This is a genomic window from uncultured Rhodococcus sp. (assembly GCF_963525155.1).
Classification (GTDB): Bacteria; Actinomycetota; Actinomycetes; order Mycobacteriales; family Mycobacteriaceae; genus Rhodococcus_F; species Rhodococcus_F qingshengii.
On the sequence record NZ_CAURKP010000009.1, the window covers coordinates 67796 to 85705 of the forward strand.

The following is a 17910-nucleotide window of genomic DNA, read 5'->3' on the forward strand; positions in this document are numbered from 1 at the left end:
ACCAAAACTGCTGGACATACGTCCAGCTCGGTCACGATACAAAGCTAACGGCCATCCTGTGACCGTTTTCGAAGAATTGGGCGTTATCGGCCGCCGTGCTCTGCCTCGATCTTTGCCCACTCCCACCCTCGGAAGTTGGCCAGACGAAGTTCCTCTGCTTCGTCGAAGGTGTACCACTCGGTGCTCGGCGCATCAGGGAGAGTGCCGCGCAAGTATTCGCCCAGGTAGTGAAGTGGGCCTTCCCAGCCGGTTCCGACGCCGTAGCAGCCGGTGTCCGGGTCGTTGCGGAAGACATCGGCTACGGAGGCGTGCTCCAACTCGAGCCAGGTGGCGTCGGGGCCGTCGGCAGTCAGCCGGATCTCGACCTGATCGCTGTATCCACGATCGCCGGGCGGTGTCCACTGCAGTCGCAGCAGGTGTGGGGCGTCGCAGGCCAGGATCTCGCCACTTGCCTGGCCTTCGAAGGCGTACGAGCCGCCCACCTGGAAGTCTCCGCTCACCGGAAGGAAGAAACGGTTGATGCGGTCAGGGGTCGTGATGGCATCCCAGACGTCGTCGACCGACGCGTTGTAGCGGCGCTTGAGTACGGCAGTTCGAGCCGAACCTTCTGCGATGTCGCGGTTACCCATGCTCCGCTCCACCGCGGTGAGGCTGGTGTCCTGGTTCGCGATCTCGGTCATTGTGAGTCTCCTTCGTCGGAAGAATTCGATTGTGAAGATCTGCTCCGCTTCGAGCCGCGTCGTTTCCCGCGTGCGAGTTCTGTGGCCAATGCGTCGAGAGGGCCGCTCCAGAACTGCCGGAATCCGTCGAGCCATTGGTCCACTTCTTGCAATGGCGCGGGCTCGACGGCATAGAGACGCCTGGTGCCTTCGCTGCGGACGGTGGCGAATCCGTTTTCTCGGAGTACTCGCAGGTGTCCGGACGCGGTCGGTTGCGAGATTCCGAACTCCGCTGCCACGACTTCGGCGATCTGACCCGCCGAGCGCTCGCCGCCGGACAGGAGTTCCATGATTCGTCGCCGCACTGGGTCTCCGAGAACGTCGAATGCATGCACCAGTCATTTATATCGGCAATGACCAATATAGGCAAGCGCTGAAACTTGTACCCGGACTCGGTCAGTCCGAGAGCGCGAACTCGTCGGCGTCGAAAAGTTCGCCGATCAGCCCGCCGAGATGGCGTCGATGTTCGGCTGACAGCGTCGCTGCCGCCTCGGCATCGTGGTCTGCGCACAGCTTGATCAGTCTGTTGTGATGATCGACGGAGTCCTGGCTCCCGAGGAGGCTCGAGAACTTGCGGTAGTAGATGCGGTGAATTTGTGGGTGAACTTGGTGGATCAGCTTCTTCAACAGCGGATTCGCCGCAGCATCGATGATGACGCTGTGTAGGCGATCGTCAGCGGTCAGGGCTCGGCCTATGTCGTTTCGCTTGACGGCGGCAGCGAAGTCCTTGTTGGCCGAACGCATCGCCCCGATCATCTCGTCGGTGAGATTCGGTACTGCGGTGACGACGGCCAGTTGGTCGAGAGCTTCGATGACTGCGAGTGTTGCTTCGACGTCGCCGCGGTCGAGGGTTGTGATGCGTGTGTACGCACCGGGTTTCGCTTCCACGAGTCCGGTGTCGACAAGCCTGGCCAGTGCTTCGCGGACCGGAGTTCTGCTCAAGCCCAGATACTCGGCGAGCTCGCTGTCCTTGATCTTCGATCCCGGTGCCAGTTCACCGGTGACGATCGCTTCGCGAATGCGTTCGAGAGCGATGTCGCTCATTCGTGCTCGCTCAACCGGTTTACCGCCACGCAACATACTGGATATCGTACTCTGCAGCCTCCCTACTGCAGGCAGCCCGAAACGACCATCGAAGGGTGTCTCCGGGCATCCGCAACCCGCCGGAGCAGAGCGCGGGCGAGAATTGTTGCCGGATCGATGATCTGACAGGTTGTGGCGTCGGCGGGCAGTCCGAGCGGAATCTCGGTGCACCCGGCCACGACGACCTGCGCGCCCGATTCGACGAGAAGATCAGCGGCCCTGACGAGCTTGTCGGTGGTCTCGTCTCCGACGTTGCCGCTCTTGATTGCTCGAATCGCCGGCATCACCAGTTCGTCCTGGAACGCAGGTCCGGGCACCAGGACGTCGATCGAGTATTCCGACAGCCATTGTTGATACAACCCGGTGCGGACCGTCCCCGTGGTGGCCAATAGTCCGACGGATGTGACGGCGGGTGAGAGCGTCCGGATGTGCCGAGCGACTTCGTCGATCATGTGGACGACGGGAAGTCCCAGTTGGGACGAGATGGCGGGCAGGAAGGCGTGGGCGGTATTGCATGGGATGGCGAGCGTCGTCGCGCCCGACTCTCGGAGAACGCGCGCACCGCGGATCAGCCACGGAGTGGGGTCAGGGCCGTTCTCGGTGAGTGCCAATGTCCGGTCGGGAACGGTGGGATCGGCCCAGATGACAACTTTGGGGTGCTCCTGATCCGTCGAACCTGGTGTCAGCGCAACGAGTTTGGAGTAGAAGTCGGCAGTAGCGGCGGGCCCCATGCCTCCGAGTATTCCGATGACGGGGTCGCTCATGGACGCCGGAGAGTTGGCGCTCCGCCGTATTCGTGGCACCTTCATGTTGCAATCCAACCTTTCGCATCCAATATATTGGATACTCGTAATGTTGACTACAGTGAAGGAGGTCGGAGGTAGTTGTCAAGTAAGGCGCAGTGTTCCCGGAATTGCGAAGTTCGAGAACTCAGCCGATCAGCAGGGGTTCGGTTCGCCGATTTTCACGGCCGAGAGCACGGCTTCGATTTCCCCGAAAGGACTTCCGGCAGAGGGTGTCTGATCGACGACAATCCAGTTGGAATCGACCAGTTGGCGTCGACCCGCGCCAGTTGCGTCAGCACTTCTGGAGAAGAACACTCCGGCCGACTGAATGGTGTCCTGCGCGTCTTGAAGATTCATGCACACGACGTTGGGCATGATCGCGGGAGCTGCAGCGGGCGTCACTTCCGCGGCGACTGGGGTCGTGGCCAGTGGAGAATTCGTCGTACCGATCACCGAGGTGGTCAATGGAGCCTGAGTCGTCGTGGGTTGAGTTGTCGAGGTTGCAGTGGTGGTCGCGGTGGATGTTGATTCGGCCTCGCTGTCGGTGCTTGTTCCTGAGCACGCGGCAAGTGACGCCAAGGCGAATGCGCTGAGTCCGATGCGAACGGCAGTTGAGGACGGGCGAATCGATGTCGGAAAGAGATGTGGTGCGCGCACAGACGTTCCTTGTCGGTAATGGGGCGATGAAAGCGGAGATTCGAGCGCAGAGCACATCCGACGCCGTCGATGTGCCTTATGTCGAATAGAACCATAGGCTTTCGGCACCGGATTCGAGAGGAATTGCCTACATGCATTTTCTGGAACTACGACACGCGCAGTGTGAACCCCCAGCGGCGTATTCGCCTGTCCTGGAGAGCTACGGAGACGTGCAGACTGTTCTTCTGGGCACCGACCCGCTTCCTGCCCATCGACGGTTCGACGCCGTGATCGTGATGGGCGGGCCGATGGGCGTCGGCGATCAGGGCGAGGTCGAGTGGTTGGCATCCGAGATCGAATACATTCGCGATCTGGTCGAGAGCGACGTCCCGGTGTGGGGAGTGTGTCTGGGTTCGCAGTTGCTCGCCGCGGCGCTGGGTGCTCGCGTCTACACGGGCGCTGTGCCTGAAGTCGGAGTTGAGGAGATCACCTTGACTGTCGAGGGCCGGCAAGATCCCGTGTGGGGAGATCTGCCCTCCACATTTCCTGCAATGCAATGGCATTCGGATACCTTCGACATTCCGAACGGCGCGGTGCGGCTCGCTGGTTCTGCCAAGTATCCGAATCAACTCTTCCGATACAAGCAGAGTTACGCCGTTCAGTTTCACCTCGAAGCGTCCTCCGAGGTGGCGCGCGAATGGATGGAACTGGCCGAGTACCGCGACTCGCTGCATGCTTCGCTGGGAGCGGACGGTCCGCGCATCTTCATGCAGCAGTTGAGTGCAGCCGAGTCGCAGGGGCTCGAGATTGCCGCAGCCGTGATGGAGAAATGGTTGAAATCCATCTCCACCGAATAAGCCCGTTTTGTCCTGATTGACCGATTTACCTGTTACCTTGTGTTCTCGTGGGTGGATGAACCGATCCGGTCGAGCAACACACCTCGTAGAGTCCGGATCTCCCCCGCGAAAGGGGAGCGATGCGCCGGATGCGGAAGATATCGACAGCAGCAGTGACGTGTGTACTCGCGTCGACCGCGGTCTTGGGGGCGACCCAGGCCAATGCATCCCCGTGGGATTGCAATGTCACCGGGAGCTTGGATCAATCAGGTGGGCCGACCAATCCGATTCCCTGGCTCAACGGCACGGATGGCAAACTGCCGGAATTGCAAGGCCGCACCTCGGCGGTCGAGTACATCACGGGCGCGCTCAGCCCCAACCAAACCGTCGAGCGGTTCAACGTTCTCGGCACGGATCTCGGCATCATGTGGGACAACGGCGCAGGTCAGGTCCTGACAGCTTTCGGTGACACCGTCGGTATCGGATCTGATCCTCTGTGCTCCGGGGTGGTCGGCGACTGGCGCAGCAACGTCCTGTTCCGTAGCTCCGACGGAAATCTGTCCGACGGCATGAACATCGACTCCTCACCGACCGACCGACCGAATCACTCGCGCGAGATCATCGGAAGTCTGAAAGTCACCGGCGTCGAAACCAGCAGCATTCCGACGACGGGTATCTCCGTGGGCGGCGTTCAGTACGTCAACTACATGTCGATACGTTCGTGGGGAGGGTCGGGCGAGTGGGTCACCAACTTCTCGCAGATCGCGTCCTCGCACGACAACGGTGAGACCTGGCAGATCGAACCGGCCTCCTCCCGGCCCAATCTGCCGTTGACAGGTAACGACAACTTCCAGATGGGGTCCTTCGTCAAAGACGGTGGTTACGTCTACAACTTCGGCACCCCCGCCGGACGCTTTGGCGAGGGGCGTCTCTCGCGAGTCAAGGAAGCCTCCATCGCGGACGTCGCGGCGTACGAATACTGGGACGGAAAGGCATGGGTCCCCAACAATCCTGCTGCCGCTGCAGTAGTTCTCGACGGGGATGTCAGCGAACTGTCGGTGCAGTACAACAACTATCTCGGAAAGTTCGTCGCGATGTACTCCAACGAGTGGGGAGCGCTGGTGCTGCGGACGGCCTCGGACCTGACCGGCCCGTGGAGCGCACCGGACGTCGTGATCGGCACCGACGAGGTTCCGGGACTCTACGGCGCGTACATGCACCCCTGGTCGCAGGGGCAGGACCTCTACTTTCTCGCCACCACGTGGTCCGACTACAACGTGATGCTCATGAAGACCACGCTGCACCAGTGAACCGGATGGTTATCGTTGAACGGTGAGCACCACCGACAATGCGCTACTGATCACCGCCCTTCGAGACGTGTTGGTGGGACCACTTCCCGAAATCGGCCGACGATTTTCGACGCTGATCGCGGACATGGCGCCGCACACCTCTCTGGTGATCTTCACCCGTGAATGCACCGGTAGGCCGCGCAAGGTTGCCGGGGATCCAGCTGTCGTCGATCGTGTGACCATCGCCGAACTTGACCGTATCCGTACGGATCTCACTGTCGGACAGATATTTCGGGGAAAATGCGCTATCGCCGGCCGAGACCGTGAAGTGCTCGCGATGCTCGATCGAACAGACACCCTACTCATGCTGACGCCGCACCCCGGACCGGTGAAGGCGGCATCCCTCGAATTGATCCAGGCACTGTTCGCGGTGACTGCAACCGGAATTCAGCTCCAGGTGCGGAACGCGAGCCCGGCATATCTCGCCGAGTCGCGGGCAGCGTCGTCCGAGCGTGCACGCACCGTGGCAGAGATGACGGAGGTGCATGCGGCCACCCTCGAGACGATGCTGGCGACGCTGCGCTCGGCGGATCTCGACGACACGCGTGCGCGAACCTCGGCCAGGGAGACTGCGGCTTCGGCCCTGATCGGCCTGCGTTCGGCCGTCGACGTGCACCGCGAGTTGGCCGAGGAGTCGACCACCACCGCTTTTGCGCGGATGCGTGGGGAATTGCGTTCGCTGCTCAAGCATCGGGAAATCGCGTTGGAGTTGGTGGAGCCACCCGTCGACGGGCGTGGGTTACCCGGTGAAGTGGCGCACGGCGCCCGCGCGGTCGTCCGCGGCGCGGTCTTGGCCTTGTCGGATCAGCAGATGCTCTCGCGAATCCGGGTGGCCTGGACGCTCGACGCGACTTCACTCTCGATCGACATTCGCGACGACGGTGGTGGTGAAGCCGACGTGATCGACGTGGAACGCCAATTACGTTCGAGGGTAGAGACTTTGGGCGGAACCGTCGAATCCGAGTCGACGCCCGGGTGGGGGAACCGGATCAGCGCAACCATCCCGCTCGACGCGCCCGTCGCCCTACCGAACCGCGACGTCCTGACGGAACTGGCTCCGCGGGAGTTCGAGGTACTCGAGCATCTGGTGGCCGGACGGCGCAACAAGGCAATCTCGGAGCGACTCGGCGTCAGTGAGAGCACAGTCAAGTTTCATGTTGCCGGGGTCCTGCGGAAACTGGGCGTCGAGAGTCGGGGTGCGGCGGCAGCCGCGGGCGCGGAGGCCGGCGTGAAGCCTGCACCCTAGTCCTTTCGGCCAGGTCGGTCAGTCAGTTCGACCAGGGTTGCGGGCACCTGCTTCGGGCTAACCTTTCAACGAGTGCACATATCGCAATGTGAAAACACGGCGCCATGTGACGACACGTCCTCAATCGCACGAAGCCAGGAGCAAAGCCATGCCACAGCAGGTACGCGGCGTCATCGCCCGATCCAAGGGTGCCCCCGTCGAAATCGTCCCCATCACGATTCCCGATCCCGGCGCCAACGAGGTAGTGGTCGCCATTGCAGCGTGCGGTGTGTGCCACACCGACCTGACCTACCGCGACGGCGGAATCAACGACGAGTACCCGTTCCTGCTCGGGCACGAGGCGTCGGGCATCGTCGAGAGCGTCGGCCCCGGTGTCACTCACGTCGAGGTGGGCGACTTCGTCGTCCTCAACTGGCGTGCCGTATGCGGGCAGTGTCGTGCGTGTAAGCGTGGCCGCCCGCAGTACTGCTTCGACACGTTCAACGCCGAGCAGAAGATGACGCTCGAAGACGGCACCGAACTGACGCCGGCACTCGGCATCGGCGCATTCGCAGACAAGACGCTGGTTCACGAAGGCCAGTGCACCAAGGTCGACGCCTCGGCCGATCCGGCTGTCGTCGGACTGCTCGGTTGCGGCGTCATGGCCGGCATGGGTGCCGCGATGAACACCGGCAACGTCGGACGCGGTGATTCGGTGGCTGTGATCGGGTGTGGCGGCGTCGGCGACGCAGCGATCATGGGTTCACGCCTGGCCGGTGCCAATACCATCATCGCCATCGACCGGGATCCACGAAAGCTGGAGTGGGCCACGGAACTTGGTGCCACGCACACGATCAATGCCACCGAGGTCGACGACGTCGTCGAAGCAGTCCAGGAGCTGACCGGAGGTTTCGGCGCCGACGTGGTTGTCGACGCAGTCGGCCGTCCCGAGACCTGGAAGCAGGCGTTCTACGCCCGCGACCTCGCGGGAACCGTAGTGCTGGTGGGAGTTCCGACGCCGGACATGAAGCTGGAAATGCCGCTGGTGGACTTCTTCTCGCGCGGCGGAGCCCTCAAGTCGTCGTGGTACGGCGACTGCCTGCCCGAGCGTGACTTCCCCGTTCTGGTCGATCTGTACCAGCAGGGGCGTCTGCCGCTCGAGAAGTTCGTCAGCGAGCGAATCAAACTCGACGAGGTCGAGAAGGCATTCGAGACGATGCACCGCGGCGAGGTTCTCCGTTCGGTGGTGGTCCTGTGACATTGCGAGTCGATCGCGTCGTCACCTCGGGCACGTTCAGCCTCGACGGCGGAACATGGGACGTCGACAACAACATCTGGCTGATCGGTGACGACAACGAAGTGGTGATCGTCGACGCAGCTCACACCGCGCAGCCGATCATCGACGCTGTCGGTGGACGCAAGGTGATCGGAATCGTCTGCACCCACGGCCACAACGACCACGTCACCGTTGCGCCGGAGCTGGCCGAGAAACTCGACGCTCCGATCTACCTGAACCCGGCCGACGATGTCCTCTGGGAGATGACTCACCCCGGGGTGAAGCATCTGAGCTTGGAAGATGATCAGCGTATTGCTGTGGCGGGTACGGACATTCTGGCCATCCACACACCGGGCCATTCCCCGGGGTCGACCTGCCTCTACCTGCCCGAGGCGGGGGAACTGTTCAGCGGCGACACCTTGTTCTCCGGTGGACCCGGCGCAACGGGGCGGTCGTACTCAGACTTCCCGACCATCATCGGGTCCATTCGCGACAAGCTGTTTGCGCTCCCCGCCGAGACCAAGGTTCACACCGGTCACGGCGACGGCACGACGATCGGTACCGAGGCGCCGCATCTCGAAGAATGGATCCGCGCCGGATCCTGATGTGATCAGAAGCGGAGTGGGGACGCCGGTACCGGCGTCCCCACTTTGGTCACAACGCTGATGCCCAACCGGCGGTGTCGTTCTCACCCGGGATTGCCATCAAGCCGTGCCACAGTTCGAGGATCTCGAACCATTCTGTCTCGGATCGGCTGAGGGGACGGACGGATTCGTAGCCGGCGCGCAGGCTCTGCCGTACCGCGATCGGTGTCGGTCGCCAATCGGTGAACAGGGTGCCCAGATAGACGCTTGCCTTGGCCAGGTCGCTCACCCGGTGGTCGATCACCACGTCGTCGAAGTCGAGTACTCCGGTGGTCCGAGAGTTTCGAGTCAAGATGTTGGCTGCACGGAAGTCGTTGTGTACCAGTTGAGTTTGGTCATCGAGCTCGGACGCACGCGCCAGGAGGCCCACGAGCCTACGCGTTGCCTCAGGTGCGAACCCACGGTCGAAATTCTCGAGCCAACCACCGATGCGCTCCTTCAACCCGGTGCTGCGCGACGAGAATACCGATCCGTCGACATGGGTGGCGCCGAGCGTTCGGTGTATTTCTGCCAGACATGCTCCTGCCGAATGGACCGCCGCGTGGTCCTGCACGTCCAACCAATCTCCCGCCAACTCCGGCAGTACGGTGAACGACACTGCGCACGAAGGCCCTTCCAGTGTTTCCCGGTCCAATCCGTTCAGGGAAGTGATTGGCGACGGAACGGGCGCACCCTGCCCGGCGAGTGCGCTCAGCAGTCGCGTCGACGCCTCCAGCTTCGGGAAGCGATCGGTGGCGCGCGACCACTTCACCACCAGCCCACCGCGGGCGCTCGCAACCCACACGATCGCGTTCTGGTCACTGATCGCCATTCGCGAGCATTCGAGGGCGTCAATCCCCAAGTCTGCTCGAGTACCGCCGAGACCCAATGGGTGGCTGCGCGGAAGCTGTTGAATCCGAATCGCTGCTTCAGAGCGGCTTCCGGCTCCACCGACTCCCAGAGCATGGACAACCCGAGTGGCAACATGCTGTCCGACTCTAGTGGGGGAAGTTCGAATCGAGGTGTCGATCTCGGAAGCACCCGAAGACGCCTTGGCGAGAGCTGCGGTTCAGTCACCCTGCCGCAGTTCGCTGAAAATCAGGTTGGTCTGGGTATTGGCGATGGCCGGATCGTTGAGGTGCGCGCTGACGAAATCGCGAAGCCGAGTAGGGGATTCACACGACACGTGTACCAGGAGATCACGGTCCCCACTCATCAGGAACACTCGCTGAACGGAATCCAATCCGCTCAGGTGCTCGGCAATTTCCGTCATCCGGCTCCTGGCGTGGGAGTGAATCAGAATCGACACCAACGCCGAGATCTCGAGGCCGAGTAGCTCGAGGTCTATGTCTGCGTGAAACCCCTTGATGACGCCCGATTCGCGTAGAGCGCGCATCCGCGCCAGAGCGGTCGACGGCGCTATCCCTACCTTCTCGGCGAGTGCATTGTTGGGGATGCGTGCATCCCGGACGAGTTCGCGGAGAATCGCTGTATCGACGTCGTCGAGCCGAACATGATTCGGCCGAGCTGCGGCAGCTGCCCGTTCGATCGCATTTATCATCCGATTTCTCCCTGCCGTCGCGAAAATATTCAGCATCTATTGACCGCGCCCGTCGATGATCCTAGCTTTTGCCAAACACATCGAATATCAAACGGTCGAGATCGACACAGTCGACTGTTGCGACGAAGGGGTCTGGATGCTTCCGAGGATCGGCCGACACGCGGGCGACGGACACACGGGCGACTGGGTGGCACGGTTGATCGACATCAGCCCGCCTATCTCCGAATCGACGCCCGTGTGGCCAGGCGATACCGCCTTCACCCGCGCTGTCACGTCAGACCTCGGCGGCAGTGACGCCGTCACCATCAACCGAATCACCACCACTCCGCATATCGGTGCTCACGCCGATGCCCCGGCGCACACTCGCATCGACGGCGCGACCATCGGTTCTGTTCCCCTCGAGCCCTATCTCGGCGAAGCACTGGTGGTCGACATGACGGGGGTCGACGGTGCCGCATGCATCAGGCCCGTCGAAGAGACGGTGGAGCGACTCGGCGGCCATCTGCCGCAACGGCTGATTCTGAGGACGTACCCGAAGTACCCGCGCGAGTGGGACAACGACTTCGCCGGTGTTTCTCCGGAGCTGACCCACTGGTTCGCCGACCGCGGTGGAGTTCTGATCGGAATCGACGGCGCCTCGTTCGATCCGATGGACAGCAAGACCATGGACGGGCACCACGCGGCAAGCGATCGTAGCGTCGCGATCCTCGAAGGACTTTGCCTCGACGACGTCGACGAAGGCTACTACGAGTTGATCGCACTGCCGCTGAAGTTCCTCGACCTCGATGCCAGCCCGGTACGCGCCGTGCTCCGGACTCTGCCTTCATCACTTTCAAGACCGACACATACAGGAGAAGAATCGTCATGACATCGACAACCACCCTTTCGTTGGAAGACTGCGTCAAGGCCGACGCAGTGGATCCCCTGAGGGAGTTCCGCCGCGAGTTCGCGATTCCGGAGGGCGTTCTCTACTTCGACGGAAACTCACTCGGCGCGCGTCCTATTGCCGCACAGGAATGCGCCGCGAGAGTGATCGGCGACGAGTGGGGCAACGGCTTGGTTCGCAGTTGGAACGAGGCTGGATGGTTCGACCTCCCGGTCCGCCTCGGTGACAAACTTGCCCCGTTGCTGGGAGCAGGTAAAGGCGAAGTGGTAGTAACGGATTCGACGTCGATCAACCTGTTCAAGGCATTGGCCTCCGCGCTGTCCATCGCGGCTGCACAGGATCCCAGCCGGAAGGTGATCGTCTCCGAGCGCGACAATTTCCCCACTGACCTCTACATTGCGGAGGGCATCATCTCGCTGCTCGATCAGGGATACGAACTACGCCTGATCGACCAACCGGGCGACCTCACCGAAGCAGTAGGACCAGACACCGCCGTGGTGATGTTGTCGCACGTCAACTACCGCACCGGAAACCTGTATGCGATGACGGAAGTCACTGCAGCAGTGCAGGAACGTGGCGCGCTCATGATCTGGGATCTCGCACACTCGGCCGGCGCCGTCGCTGTCGACCTGGGCGGCGCCGACGCCGACTTCGCGGTGGGGTGTACGTACAAGTACCTCAACGGTGGTCCGGGTTCACCTGCATTCATCTGGGTCAACCGTCGCCATCAGAACACCGGAATCCAGCCGCTGTCCGGGTGGTGGGGGCACGCGCGACCATTTGCGATGGAGTCGGCCTACGAACCCGGCGCAGGAATACGGCGCTTTCTCAGTGGTACTCAGCCGATCACGTCGTTGTCTCTTGTCGAATGTGGTCTCGACGTCGCGCTCAAAGCTGACATGGCCGACATTCGGAGCAAGTCGCTCGCGCTGGCCGATCTCTTCATCGACCTCGTCGAGGAGCGTTGCGCTGCCTACGGTTTGGAGTTGATCACGCCTCGCGAACATGAGCGTCGTGGATCGCACGTGAGTTTTGTTCATCCCGAGGGCTATTCGATCATGAAGGCTCTCATCGCGCGGGGCGTCATCGGCGACTACCGCGAACCCGGAGTGTTGAGGTTCGGTATCACTCCGCTCTATCTCGGATATGCCGACGTGTGGAATGCCGTCGACGTGTTGCGAGACATCCTCGAGAACAAGTCCTGGGATCGCCCCGAATTCCGCGAGCGCGACGCAGTCACCTGATTCTTCCAAGTTTCCGCGGACCGGGAGGTACCGCCTTTCGCAAGGAGCTTTCATGAGTGATTTCAAGAACATCCAGCAGCGAGAATCAGGTCTCAAACGCGAACTCGGCCCCAAGCAGATGAGCATGATCGCGCTCGGCGGTGCAATCGGCACCGGACTCTTCCTCGGCAGTAAGTTCGCCATCGGTTTTGCCGGGCCGAGCGTCATCATCAGTTACGCGATCGGCGGGTTGATCGCCCTGCTGCTGATGGGTGCCCTCGCCGAAATGACCGTCGCACATGCGACATCGGGTTCGTTCGGCGCCTACGCAGAGTTCTACGTCGGACCGTTGATCGGCTTCCTCGTCCGCTATCTCTACTGGTCCTGCATCGTCCTCGCGGTCGGTACCGAGGTGACCGCGATCGGTGAATACATGCAGTTCTGGTTCGCCGACGTACCGTCGTGGCTGTGGATCGTGTTGTTCTCCGGGGTGCTGATCGGCGTGAACATGTTCAACGTCAAGGCCTTCGGAACGATGGAGTACTGGTTCTCGACGATCAAGGTCTTCGCGATCGTGGCATTCATCGTGATGGCAGCGTACGTAGTGTTCGGTAGCGGGAACCCGGACTACGGATTTCACAACTACACGGCCGGTGGCGGATTCTTCCCGAATGGTTTGTCCGGCATGTGGTTTGCCGTGATCGTATCGATCTTCAGCTACTTGAGCATCGAGATGATCGCCATTGCAGCCGGTGAGGCGGAAAACCCCGCGGTGGCGGTGAAGAAGGCGTTCCGTGTGACGATCGTCCGACTGTTCGTCTTCTACATCGCAACCCTTGCTTTGATTCTGGCAATTGCTCCGATGGACAAGATCTTGAGCGGCGGAAGTCCCTTCGTCACGGTGATGCAGGTCGTAAAGATTCCGGGCGCAGACAGCGTGCTGAACTTCGTGGTGATCATTGCCGCACTGTCCGCGATGAACAGTCAGTTGTACGTGTCTTCGCGAATGATGTTCTCGCTCTCCCGTGCTGGTGACGCGCCGGCCATTCTCGGCAAGGTCAGGGCCAACGGCTCACCGGTCAATGCCTTGCTGCTGTCGACGTCGGGTATCGCCGTCGCAACAATCGTCTACGTTCTCTTTCCCGAGCAGGCATTCACCTTGATGATCTCGCTGTCGATGTTCGGGGCAATGGCGACGTGGCTGCTGATCTTCGTGACGCACTGGTTCTTTCGCAAGCGGATGGCGAGCGAAGGACGGACACTTTCCTTCACGATTCCGTTCTTCCCGGTGGGGACGATACTGGGAGGTGTCCTCATGGTCGCGATCCTCGTCACGACGTTGTGGGTCGAGGATTTCAAGATGACCTTGGTGTTCGGGGTACCGTTTGTCCTCGCCGTGATCGGCATCTACTACTTCACCCGCTCACGTCGGGCACAGAGTCGAGCGGTGACGGCTGAGCAGGTTCAGGACGAGATTACCGGCACGGTGGTCAAGCGGGTGCCCTGACTCACGCTGCAATCAAAGGGTTTCGGCGAAGAACTCCATAGTGCGGGTCCACGCGATGGCAGCAGAGTTCGGGGCGTAGTGGCTGGCCGAAGTGTCGTTGTTGAACGCGTGGCCGGCGTCGGAATAACGGTACACCCGGGCAAGGTCGCAGGCGGTTGCGCGCAATTGCTCGACGCTCTCGGGTGGGATACTCGGATCCAAGTCGCCGTAATGGCCGAGCCATGGGACCTGCAGTTGCGCAGCGAGTTCGGTGCCTGCGGCAATCCCATCCCATCGGGCTTCTGCAACGCCGCCACCGTAGTACGTGACAGCGGAATCGACGAGGGGTACGGCGGCACACCACAGGGATGCGGTGCCGCCCATGCAGAATCCGAGGGAGCCGACTCTGTCTGCTCCCTCGGATCGGCTGTAGTCGACAGCGGCACGTACGTCGTGGCCGATGCTTGTGCTATCGAGTGCCATGAGCGCATCCTTCGCGGACGGGAAGTCGGTGAAGGAGGTCTGCGCGCCGCGATGGTAGAGATGCGGGGCGACGGCAAGGTAGCCGGCATCGGCGAGACGCTCGAGGATGCTCTCGATGTGTTTGTTCACGCCCCACGCTTCTTGGAGAACCACCACCGCATGCTTCGGTTCTCCTGGCGAATCCGGTCGGCTGACGGTCAGCGGCACGTCGTGTGTGGTCGTCGTGAAAGTTCCCATATCCAGACTGTAGGCGAGCCCAGACTGTAGACGGACCGTCGAACTAGACTCGTCAAATGTTGAGTTCCGCCGTACAGCCGATCATCTTGGGCAGTTGGCCGACGCCCGTCGAACCTCTGGCGCGTTGCGCGCTGGCACTCGGATTGGGGCCGGAAGACCTGTGGATCAAACGTGACGACGTCACCGGCCTGGGCGGTGGCGGCAACAAGATCCGAAAGCTGCAGTACACCTGCGCTCAGGCTTTGGCCGTCGGCGCGACGACACTGATCACTACCGGTGCGCCGCAAAGCAATCACGCTCGGTTGACTGCATCCGCAGCAGCCCGTTTGGGATTGCGGTGTGTCCTGGTGCTCGGTGGTGCCGAGCCGGAATCCGCGCAGGGAAATCTCGTTCTGGATGCACTCGCGGGCGCTGAGATCGTCTGGGCCGGTGGGGACACGGCATCCGCGGTCGACGCCGCGGCGGAGGCAATTGCTGAGTCGGGCGGTGTTCCTTTTGTCATTCCCTTCGGTGGTACCAGCGCGGTGGCTGCGCAGGGATACGTGGACTGCGCACGCGAGATCGAACAGCAACTCGCCTGCGTCGATCGCGTCGTGGTTGCACTCGGATCGGGTGGAACGATGGCAGGCCTTGTCGCGCATCTGGGCGTCGACAGAGTTGTGGGCGTCGACGTCGGGGCTGTTGCCGACCCGGTGTCGACTGTCGCTGGGTTGTTGGACGAGATGCCTGGTCCGACCGTGCGAGCCGCAGATCTTCAGATCCTGCGAAACCAAGTTGGACAAGGATATTCGACGCTCACGGATGCATCAGCCGGCGCGATCCGATGTTTGGCTCGTACTGAGGGCATCTTCCTCGACCCGACGTACACCGGCCGAGCCTTTGCGGGATTGATCCAACTCGTGAAGGGCAAAGCCATCACGGCGGGATCAAAAACGGTCTTCCTGCACACCGGTGGGTTGCCTGGCCTGTTCGGACATCCCGAACTGTCGACGCTGCGGTGAGCGAGCAGATCGACTACCCGCTCAGCAGTCCGCTCGACGAACTGTCCGAGTGGCAACGCGTCGTTCGACCGCTGCGCGTCAGTGCCGACGGGTACTTGCGGTTGGCGACCAATCGGCTGGCCGTCGATTCGGACTACACCTGGGAGATGCACCGCCACAGCGATCACGAATTGCTGTGGGCGATCGACGGTGTTCTCGAGGTCCGTACTCCGGAGACTGTGTACACGGTGCCGAGCGGAGTCAGTCTGTGGATCCCGTCCTTTGTTCCCCACGAGGTGACAGCGCGCAGCGGCACAGAATTGTCGTGCACGTGGTTGGTGGCATCCGATGTGACCGGGTTGGATCGTGTGGTGGCCTTGTCCACCCCTCCGCTGCTCGAACAAGTACTCGATCACCTCACCCGAGACGACTTGACGGACGCGGCGCGTCGGCGAGCCGAGGCGTTTGCCATCGACCTCGTCGAACCTGTTCCGCGACTGATTTTCGATGTACCGCTGCCGACGACGCCGTGGCTTCGGCAGATCGCAGACCAGTTGGTTGCCAGCCCGGCCGACACCCGATCGGTCGAGGAGTGGGCCGCCGACGCAAAAGTCAGCACGAGGACTCTCACACGAAGGTTTCCGGCCGAGACCGGATTGACCTTCTCGGAATGGCGTATGCGATTGCGGGCTCATCACGCGATGCAACTTCTGGCACTCGGTCGAAGCATCTCGTTTGTGGCGCGGAAGACGGGTTTTCGTTCCGAAAGCGCGTTCGGTGCGGCTTTTCGTCGAACGATGGGCGTGACACCGGGGGAGTTTGCAAGCCTGATCGATCATCCGCGCGCGCCAATGACCGATTGGCTACAGGACTAGTCCGAACAGCGACTCTAAGCGCCTCGATCGGACTTGTGCCGTGCCGCAGAATGAACTTAGGGTTGGCTAAACAATCACCCTGTAGGAGTTCTGCGTGCGCGCAATTCGATCATTTTCTTTCGGTTCCAGAGTCATCGCAGCGGCGGCGGTTGCCGTCGTAGGTGCGATGGTGGTGAGCGGCTGTTCCTCGTCGTCGGCCGATTCCGAGCAGACGGACGTCCGGACCGTCGCGTCGGCGTACGGGGACATCGAGGTTCCGGTTTCACCTGAGCGCGTCGTCGCCGCGTCGTACGACACTCCTTGGCAGCTCATGTCTCTCGGAGTGAAACCGGCTGCTGTGCAGGACTACGGCAAGTGGATCAGTGAATTCACGCCGGAGCAGCAGGCCTTCGTCGACGGGCTCCCGACCATCGGGCCTTTCGGGGAAATGAACTTCGAAGCGATCGCTGCGGCAGATCCCGACATCATTGTCGGCGATGCCGACGAGGTGGACCAAGCGGCGTTCGACCGTCTGTCCGGCATTGCCCCCACTGTCATCGTCAAGGGGGAGAGCAGAGGCGACTGGAAAAAGATCACCACCGAGCTTGCTGAGGCAATTGGTAAGACCGACGTGCTCGAGTCGACGCGGACTGCTTACGAAGAGAATCTCGAACGTGTCCGTGGCGAGTACGCCGACGTGATCGCGACCAACAAGTGGATTCACATTTCACTCGGAGACGCACCCGGCGCTTTCTCGGTTCAGCAGCCCACCGGTGCGATCGGCAATTTGGTCGTCAACGAACTCGGATTGGCGTACGGGCCCGGTGTTCCGACCAATTACACCGATGCCGGATACGCGTCCTATCCGATGGAGCAGTTGGCCGACATCCTGAACGGTGTGACGGTCGTGCTGTATCCGCTGAACGCGGACGGGTCGACCAGTGCGGCGGTTCAGGCGGTCCTCGACGACAACCTCTTCACGAGGCTGCCGGCGGCGCAGGCCGGGCACGTCTTCGGATTGCAGTCGAGCGTCACAGATTTCGTGACCGCGAACGGTTGGCTGAACGAAGTGAAAACGAAGGTGTTCGCAACGCTCTGAGGCTTGCTCACCTTTTGACTGCGCGCCCGCAACTGACCAGTTGAGGGCGCGCAGTCCTTTTGGTTGCCGCTCCGGGTGAGAATCCTGTCCTCTGCTTATGATTTCTGTCACGGCTGGTTACCGTTACTTCGTTGAACCGGACCAGGGCTGGTCTTGCCAGACCCTTGACGTTTCGAGGCGCAGCAAAAGGTTGATGCGGTGTCCATTGCCGCAGATCGATGGGGTATTTTGTCCGAATCAGCTGTCAGGGTGAACAGTGGCTACTCGGGGGAGAGCGCGTGCCGGACATGTGTCCCGGTCGGGTTTCCAGTAGGGCGTCGTGCGTTCACGACCACATCCGTCAGCGCGGGAGTCGTGGTTTGCTGAGCGTGAACGGTGCGTGGGGCGAATCGTTCGAGGGGACGAAAGGCGAGATCGGCGAATGACAGCGACTTCCGACGCACGGCGTACCGAATCGAACGCTGTCCAGAACACCGACTCGCCGTCCGGCGAAAATCCGCGCTGGCGCGACCGCAAGAGGTACCTGTGGCCGCTCGGATTGCTGATTCCACTCAGCCCGTTCATCTCCT

Annotated in this window: 20 protein-coding genes and 1 pseudogene; 12 read left to right on the forward strand and 9 right to left on the reverse strand. The window is 61.6% G+C overall.

Annotation, left to right across the window (positions count from 1 at the left end; translation table 11 throughout):
- Positions 1–83: 83 nt before the first annotated feature.
- The 5 genes from RWT78_RS04090 to RWT78_RS04110 form a co-directional block, all read right to left on the reverse strand.
- A complete protein-coding gene (locus tag RWT78_RS04090; RefSeq protein ID WP_047269425.1) occupies positions 84–680 on the reverse strand; it encodes an SRPBCC domain-containing protein in 597 nt (198 codons plus the stop codon).
- On the reverse strand, positions 677–1054 hold the full coding sequence (locus RWT78_RS04095; protein ID WP_003942971.1) for a helix-turn-helix transcriptional regulator: 378 nt from the start codon (positions 1052–1054) through the stop codon (positions 677–679). Before RWT78_RS04095 ends, RWT78_RS04090 begins: the two co-directional genes overlap by 4 nt.
- 61 nt (positions 1055–1115) lie before the next feature.
- The gene (locus tag RWT78_RS04100) at positions 1116–1799 is read right to left on the reverse strand and encodes a GntR family transcriptional regulator (RefSeq protein ID WP_003942830.1); all 684 of its coding nucleotides are present in this window, start codon (positions 1797–1799) and stop codon (positions 1116–1118) included.
- Positions 1800–1825: 26 nt separating this feature from the next.
- Complete coding sequence (locus RWT78_RS04105; protein WP_314674138.1) at positions 1826–2566, reverse strand: amino acid racemase; 741 nt, start codon at positions 2564–2566, stop codon at positions 1826–1828.
- A gap of 174 nt (positions 2567–2740) precedes the next feature.
- Positions 2741–3244 (reverse strand): PASTA domain-containing protein, encoded by a 504-nt coding sequence (locus tag RWT78_RS04110; RefSeq protein WP_314674140.1) that lies wholly within the window; start codon positions 3242–3244, stop codon positions 2741–2743.
- Between the two features lie 131 nt (positions 3245–3375).
- On the opposite strand from RWT78_RS04110, the gene RWT78_RS04115 reads away from it, so the two are divergent.
- The 5 genes from RWT78_RS04115 (at position 3376) to RWT78_RS04135 (ending at position 8514) form a co-directional block, all read left to right on the forward strand.
- Positions 3376–4080, forward strand: a complete 705-nt coding sequence (locus RWT78_RS04115; protein WP_037130579.1) for a type 1 glutamine amidotransferase — start codon at positions 3376–3378, stop codon at positions 4078–4080.
- Between the two features lie 119 nt (positions 4081–4199).
- A complete protein-coding gene (locus RWT78_RS04120) occupies positions 4200–5369 on the forward strand; it encodes a DUF4185 domain-containing protein (RefSeq protein ID WP_064074987.1) in 1170 nt (389 codons plus the stop codon).
- A gap of 22 nt (positions 5370–5391) precedes the next feature.
- Positions 5392–6654, forward strand: coding sequence for a LuxR C-terminal-related transcriptional regulator (locus tag RWT78_RS04125; protein ID WP_314674144.1), 1263 nt, complete (start codon positions 5392–5394; stop codon positions 6652–6654).
- A gap of 148 nt (positions 6655–6802) precedes the next feature.
- Positions 6803–7891 carry an S-(hydroxymethyl)mycothiol dehydrogenase gene (locus tag RWT78_RS04130; RefSeq protein ID WP_007730860.1) on the forward strand — a complete coding sequence of 363 codons (1089 nt, stop codon included), beginning with the start codon at positions 6803–6805 and terminating at the stop codon, positions 7889–7891.
- Positions 7888–8514, forward strand: coding sequence for an MBL fold metallo-hydrolase (locus RWT78_RS04135; protein WP_007730862.1), 627 nt, complete (start codon positions 7888–7890; stop codon positions 8512–8514). Before RWT78_RS04130 ends, RWT78_RS04135 begins: the two co-directional genes overlap by 4 nt.
- A 49-nt stretch (positions 8515–8563) precedes the next feature.
- Here the strand turns inward: RWT78_RS04135 and RWT78_RS04140 are convergent, their stop codons facing one another.
- From RWT78_RS04140 to RWT78_RS04150, 3 genes are all read right to left on the reverse strand, one after another.
- Positions 8564–9364 carry a phosphotransferase gene (locus RWT78_RS04140; protein ID WP_314674150.1) on the reverse strand — a complete coding sequence of 267 codons (801 nt, stop codon included), beginning with the start codon at positions 9362–9364 and terminating at the stop codon, positions 8564–8566.
- Positions 9301–9519 carry a hypothetical protein gene (locus RWT78_RS04145; protein WP_314674152.1) on the reverse strand — a complete coding sequence of 73 codons (219 nt, stop codon included), beginning with the start codon at positions 9517–9519 and terminating at the stop codon, positions 9301–9303. The genes RWT78_RS04140 and RWT78_RS04145 overlap by 64 nt, the downstream gene beginning before the upstream one ends.
- 82 nt (positions 9520–9601) lie before the next feature.
- Positions 9602–10093, reverse strand: a complete 492-nt coding sequence (locus RWT78_RS04150; protein ID WP_003943205.1) for an Lrp/AsnC family transcriptional regulator — start codon at positions 10091–10093, stop codon at positions 9602–9604.
- 136 nt (positions 10094–10229) lie between these two features.
- On the opposite strand from RWT78_RS04150, the gene kynB reads away from it, so the two are divergent.
- Genes kynB through RWT78_RS04165 form a run of 3 tightly spaced genes read left to right on the forward strand, consistent with a single transcriptional unit; the run spans position 10230 to position 13709 of the window.
- Complete coding sequence (kynB, locus tag RWT78_RS04155; protein ID WP_314674154.1) at positions 10230–10961, forward strand: arylformamidase; 732 nt, start codon at positions 10230–10232, stop codon at positions 10959–10961.
- Positions 10958–12223: a kynureninase gene (kynU, locus tag RWT78_RS04160; RefSeq protein WP_054825651.1), complete on the forward strand. Its 1266-nt coding sequence runs from the start codon at positions 10958–10960 to the stop codon at positions 12221–12223. The genes kynB and kynU overlap by 4 nt, the downstream gene beginning before the upstream one ends.
- A gap of 52 nt (positions 12224–12275) precedes the next feature.
- Positions 12276–13709 (forward strand): amino acid permease, encoded by a 1434-nt coding sequence (locus tag RWT78_RS04165; RefSeq protein ID WP_003943087.1) that lies wholly within the window; start codon positions 12276–12278, stop codon positions 13707–13709.
- A gap of 12 nt (positions 13710–13721) precedes the next feature.
- Here the strand turns inward: RWT78_RS04165 and RWT78_RS04170 are convergent, their stop codons facing one another.
- Positions 13722–14408: a dienelactone hydrolase family protein gene (locus tag RWT78_RS04170; RefSeq protein WP_314674162.1), complete on the reverse strand. Its 687-nt coding sequence runs from the start codon at positions 14406–14408 to the stop codon at positions 13722–13724.
- A gap of 56 nt (positions 14409–14464) precedes the next feature.
- Here RWT78_RS04170 and RWT78_RS04175 point away from each other — a divergent pair, with 56 nt between their 5' ends.
- From RWT78_RS04175 to RWT78_RS29170, 4 genes and pseudogenes are all read left to right on the forward strand, one after another.
- Positions 14465–15409, forward strand: a complete 945-nt coding sequence (locus RWT78_RS04175) for a D-cysteine desulfhydrase family protein (RefSeq protein ID WP_314674164.1) — start codon at positions 14465–14467, stop codon at positions 15407–15409.
- Positions 15406–16263 carry an AraC family transcriptional regulator gene (locus tag RWT78_RS04180; RefSeq protein WP_003942997.1) on the forward strand — a complete coding sequence of 286 codons (858 nt, stop codon included), beginning with the start codon at positions 15406–15408 and terminating at the stop codon, positions 16261–16263. The genes RWT78_RS04175 and RWT78_RS04180 overlap by 4 nt, the downstream gene beginning before the upstream one ends.
- Before the next feature lie 94 nt (positions 16264–16357).
- Complete coding sequence (locus tag RWT78_RS04185) at positions 16358–17341, forward strand: ABC transporter substrate-binding protein (RefSeq protein ID WP_218747859.1); 984 nt, start codon at positions 16358–16360, stop codon at positions 17339–17341.
- 421 nt (positions 17342–17762) lie between these two features.
- A pseudogene (locus RWT78_RS29170) lies at positions 17763–17910 on the forward strand (alkane 1-monooxygenase); the annotation flags it as partial.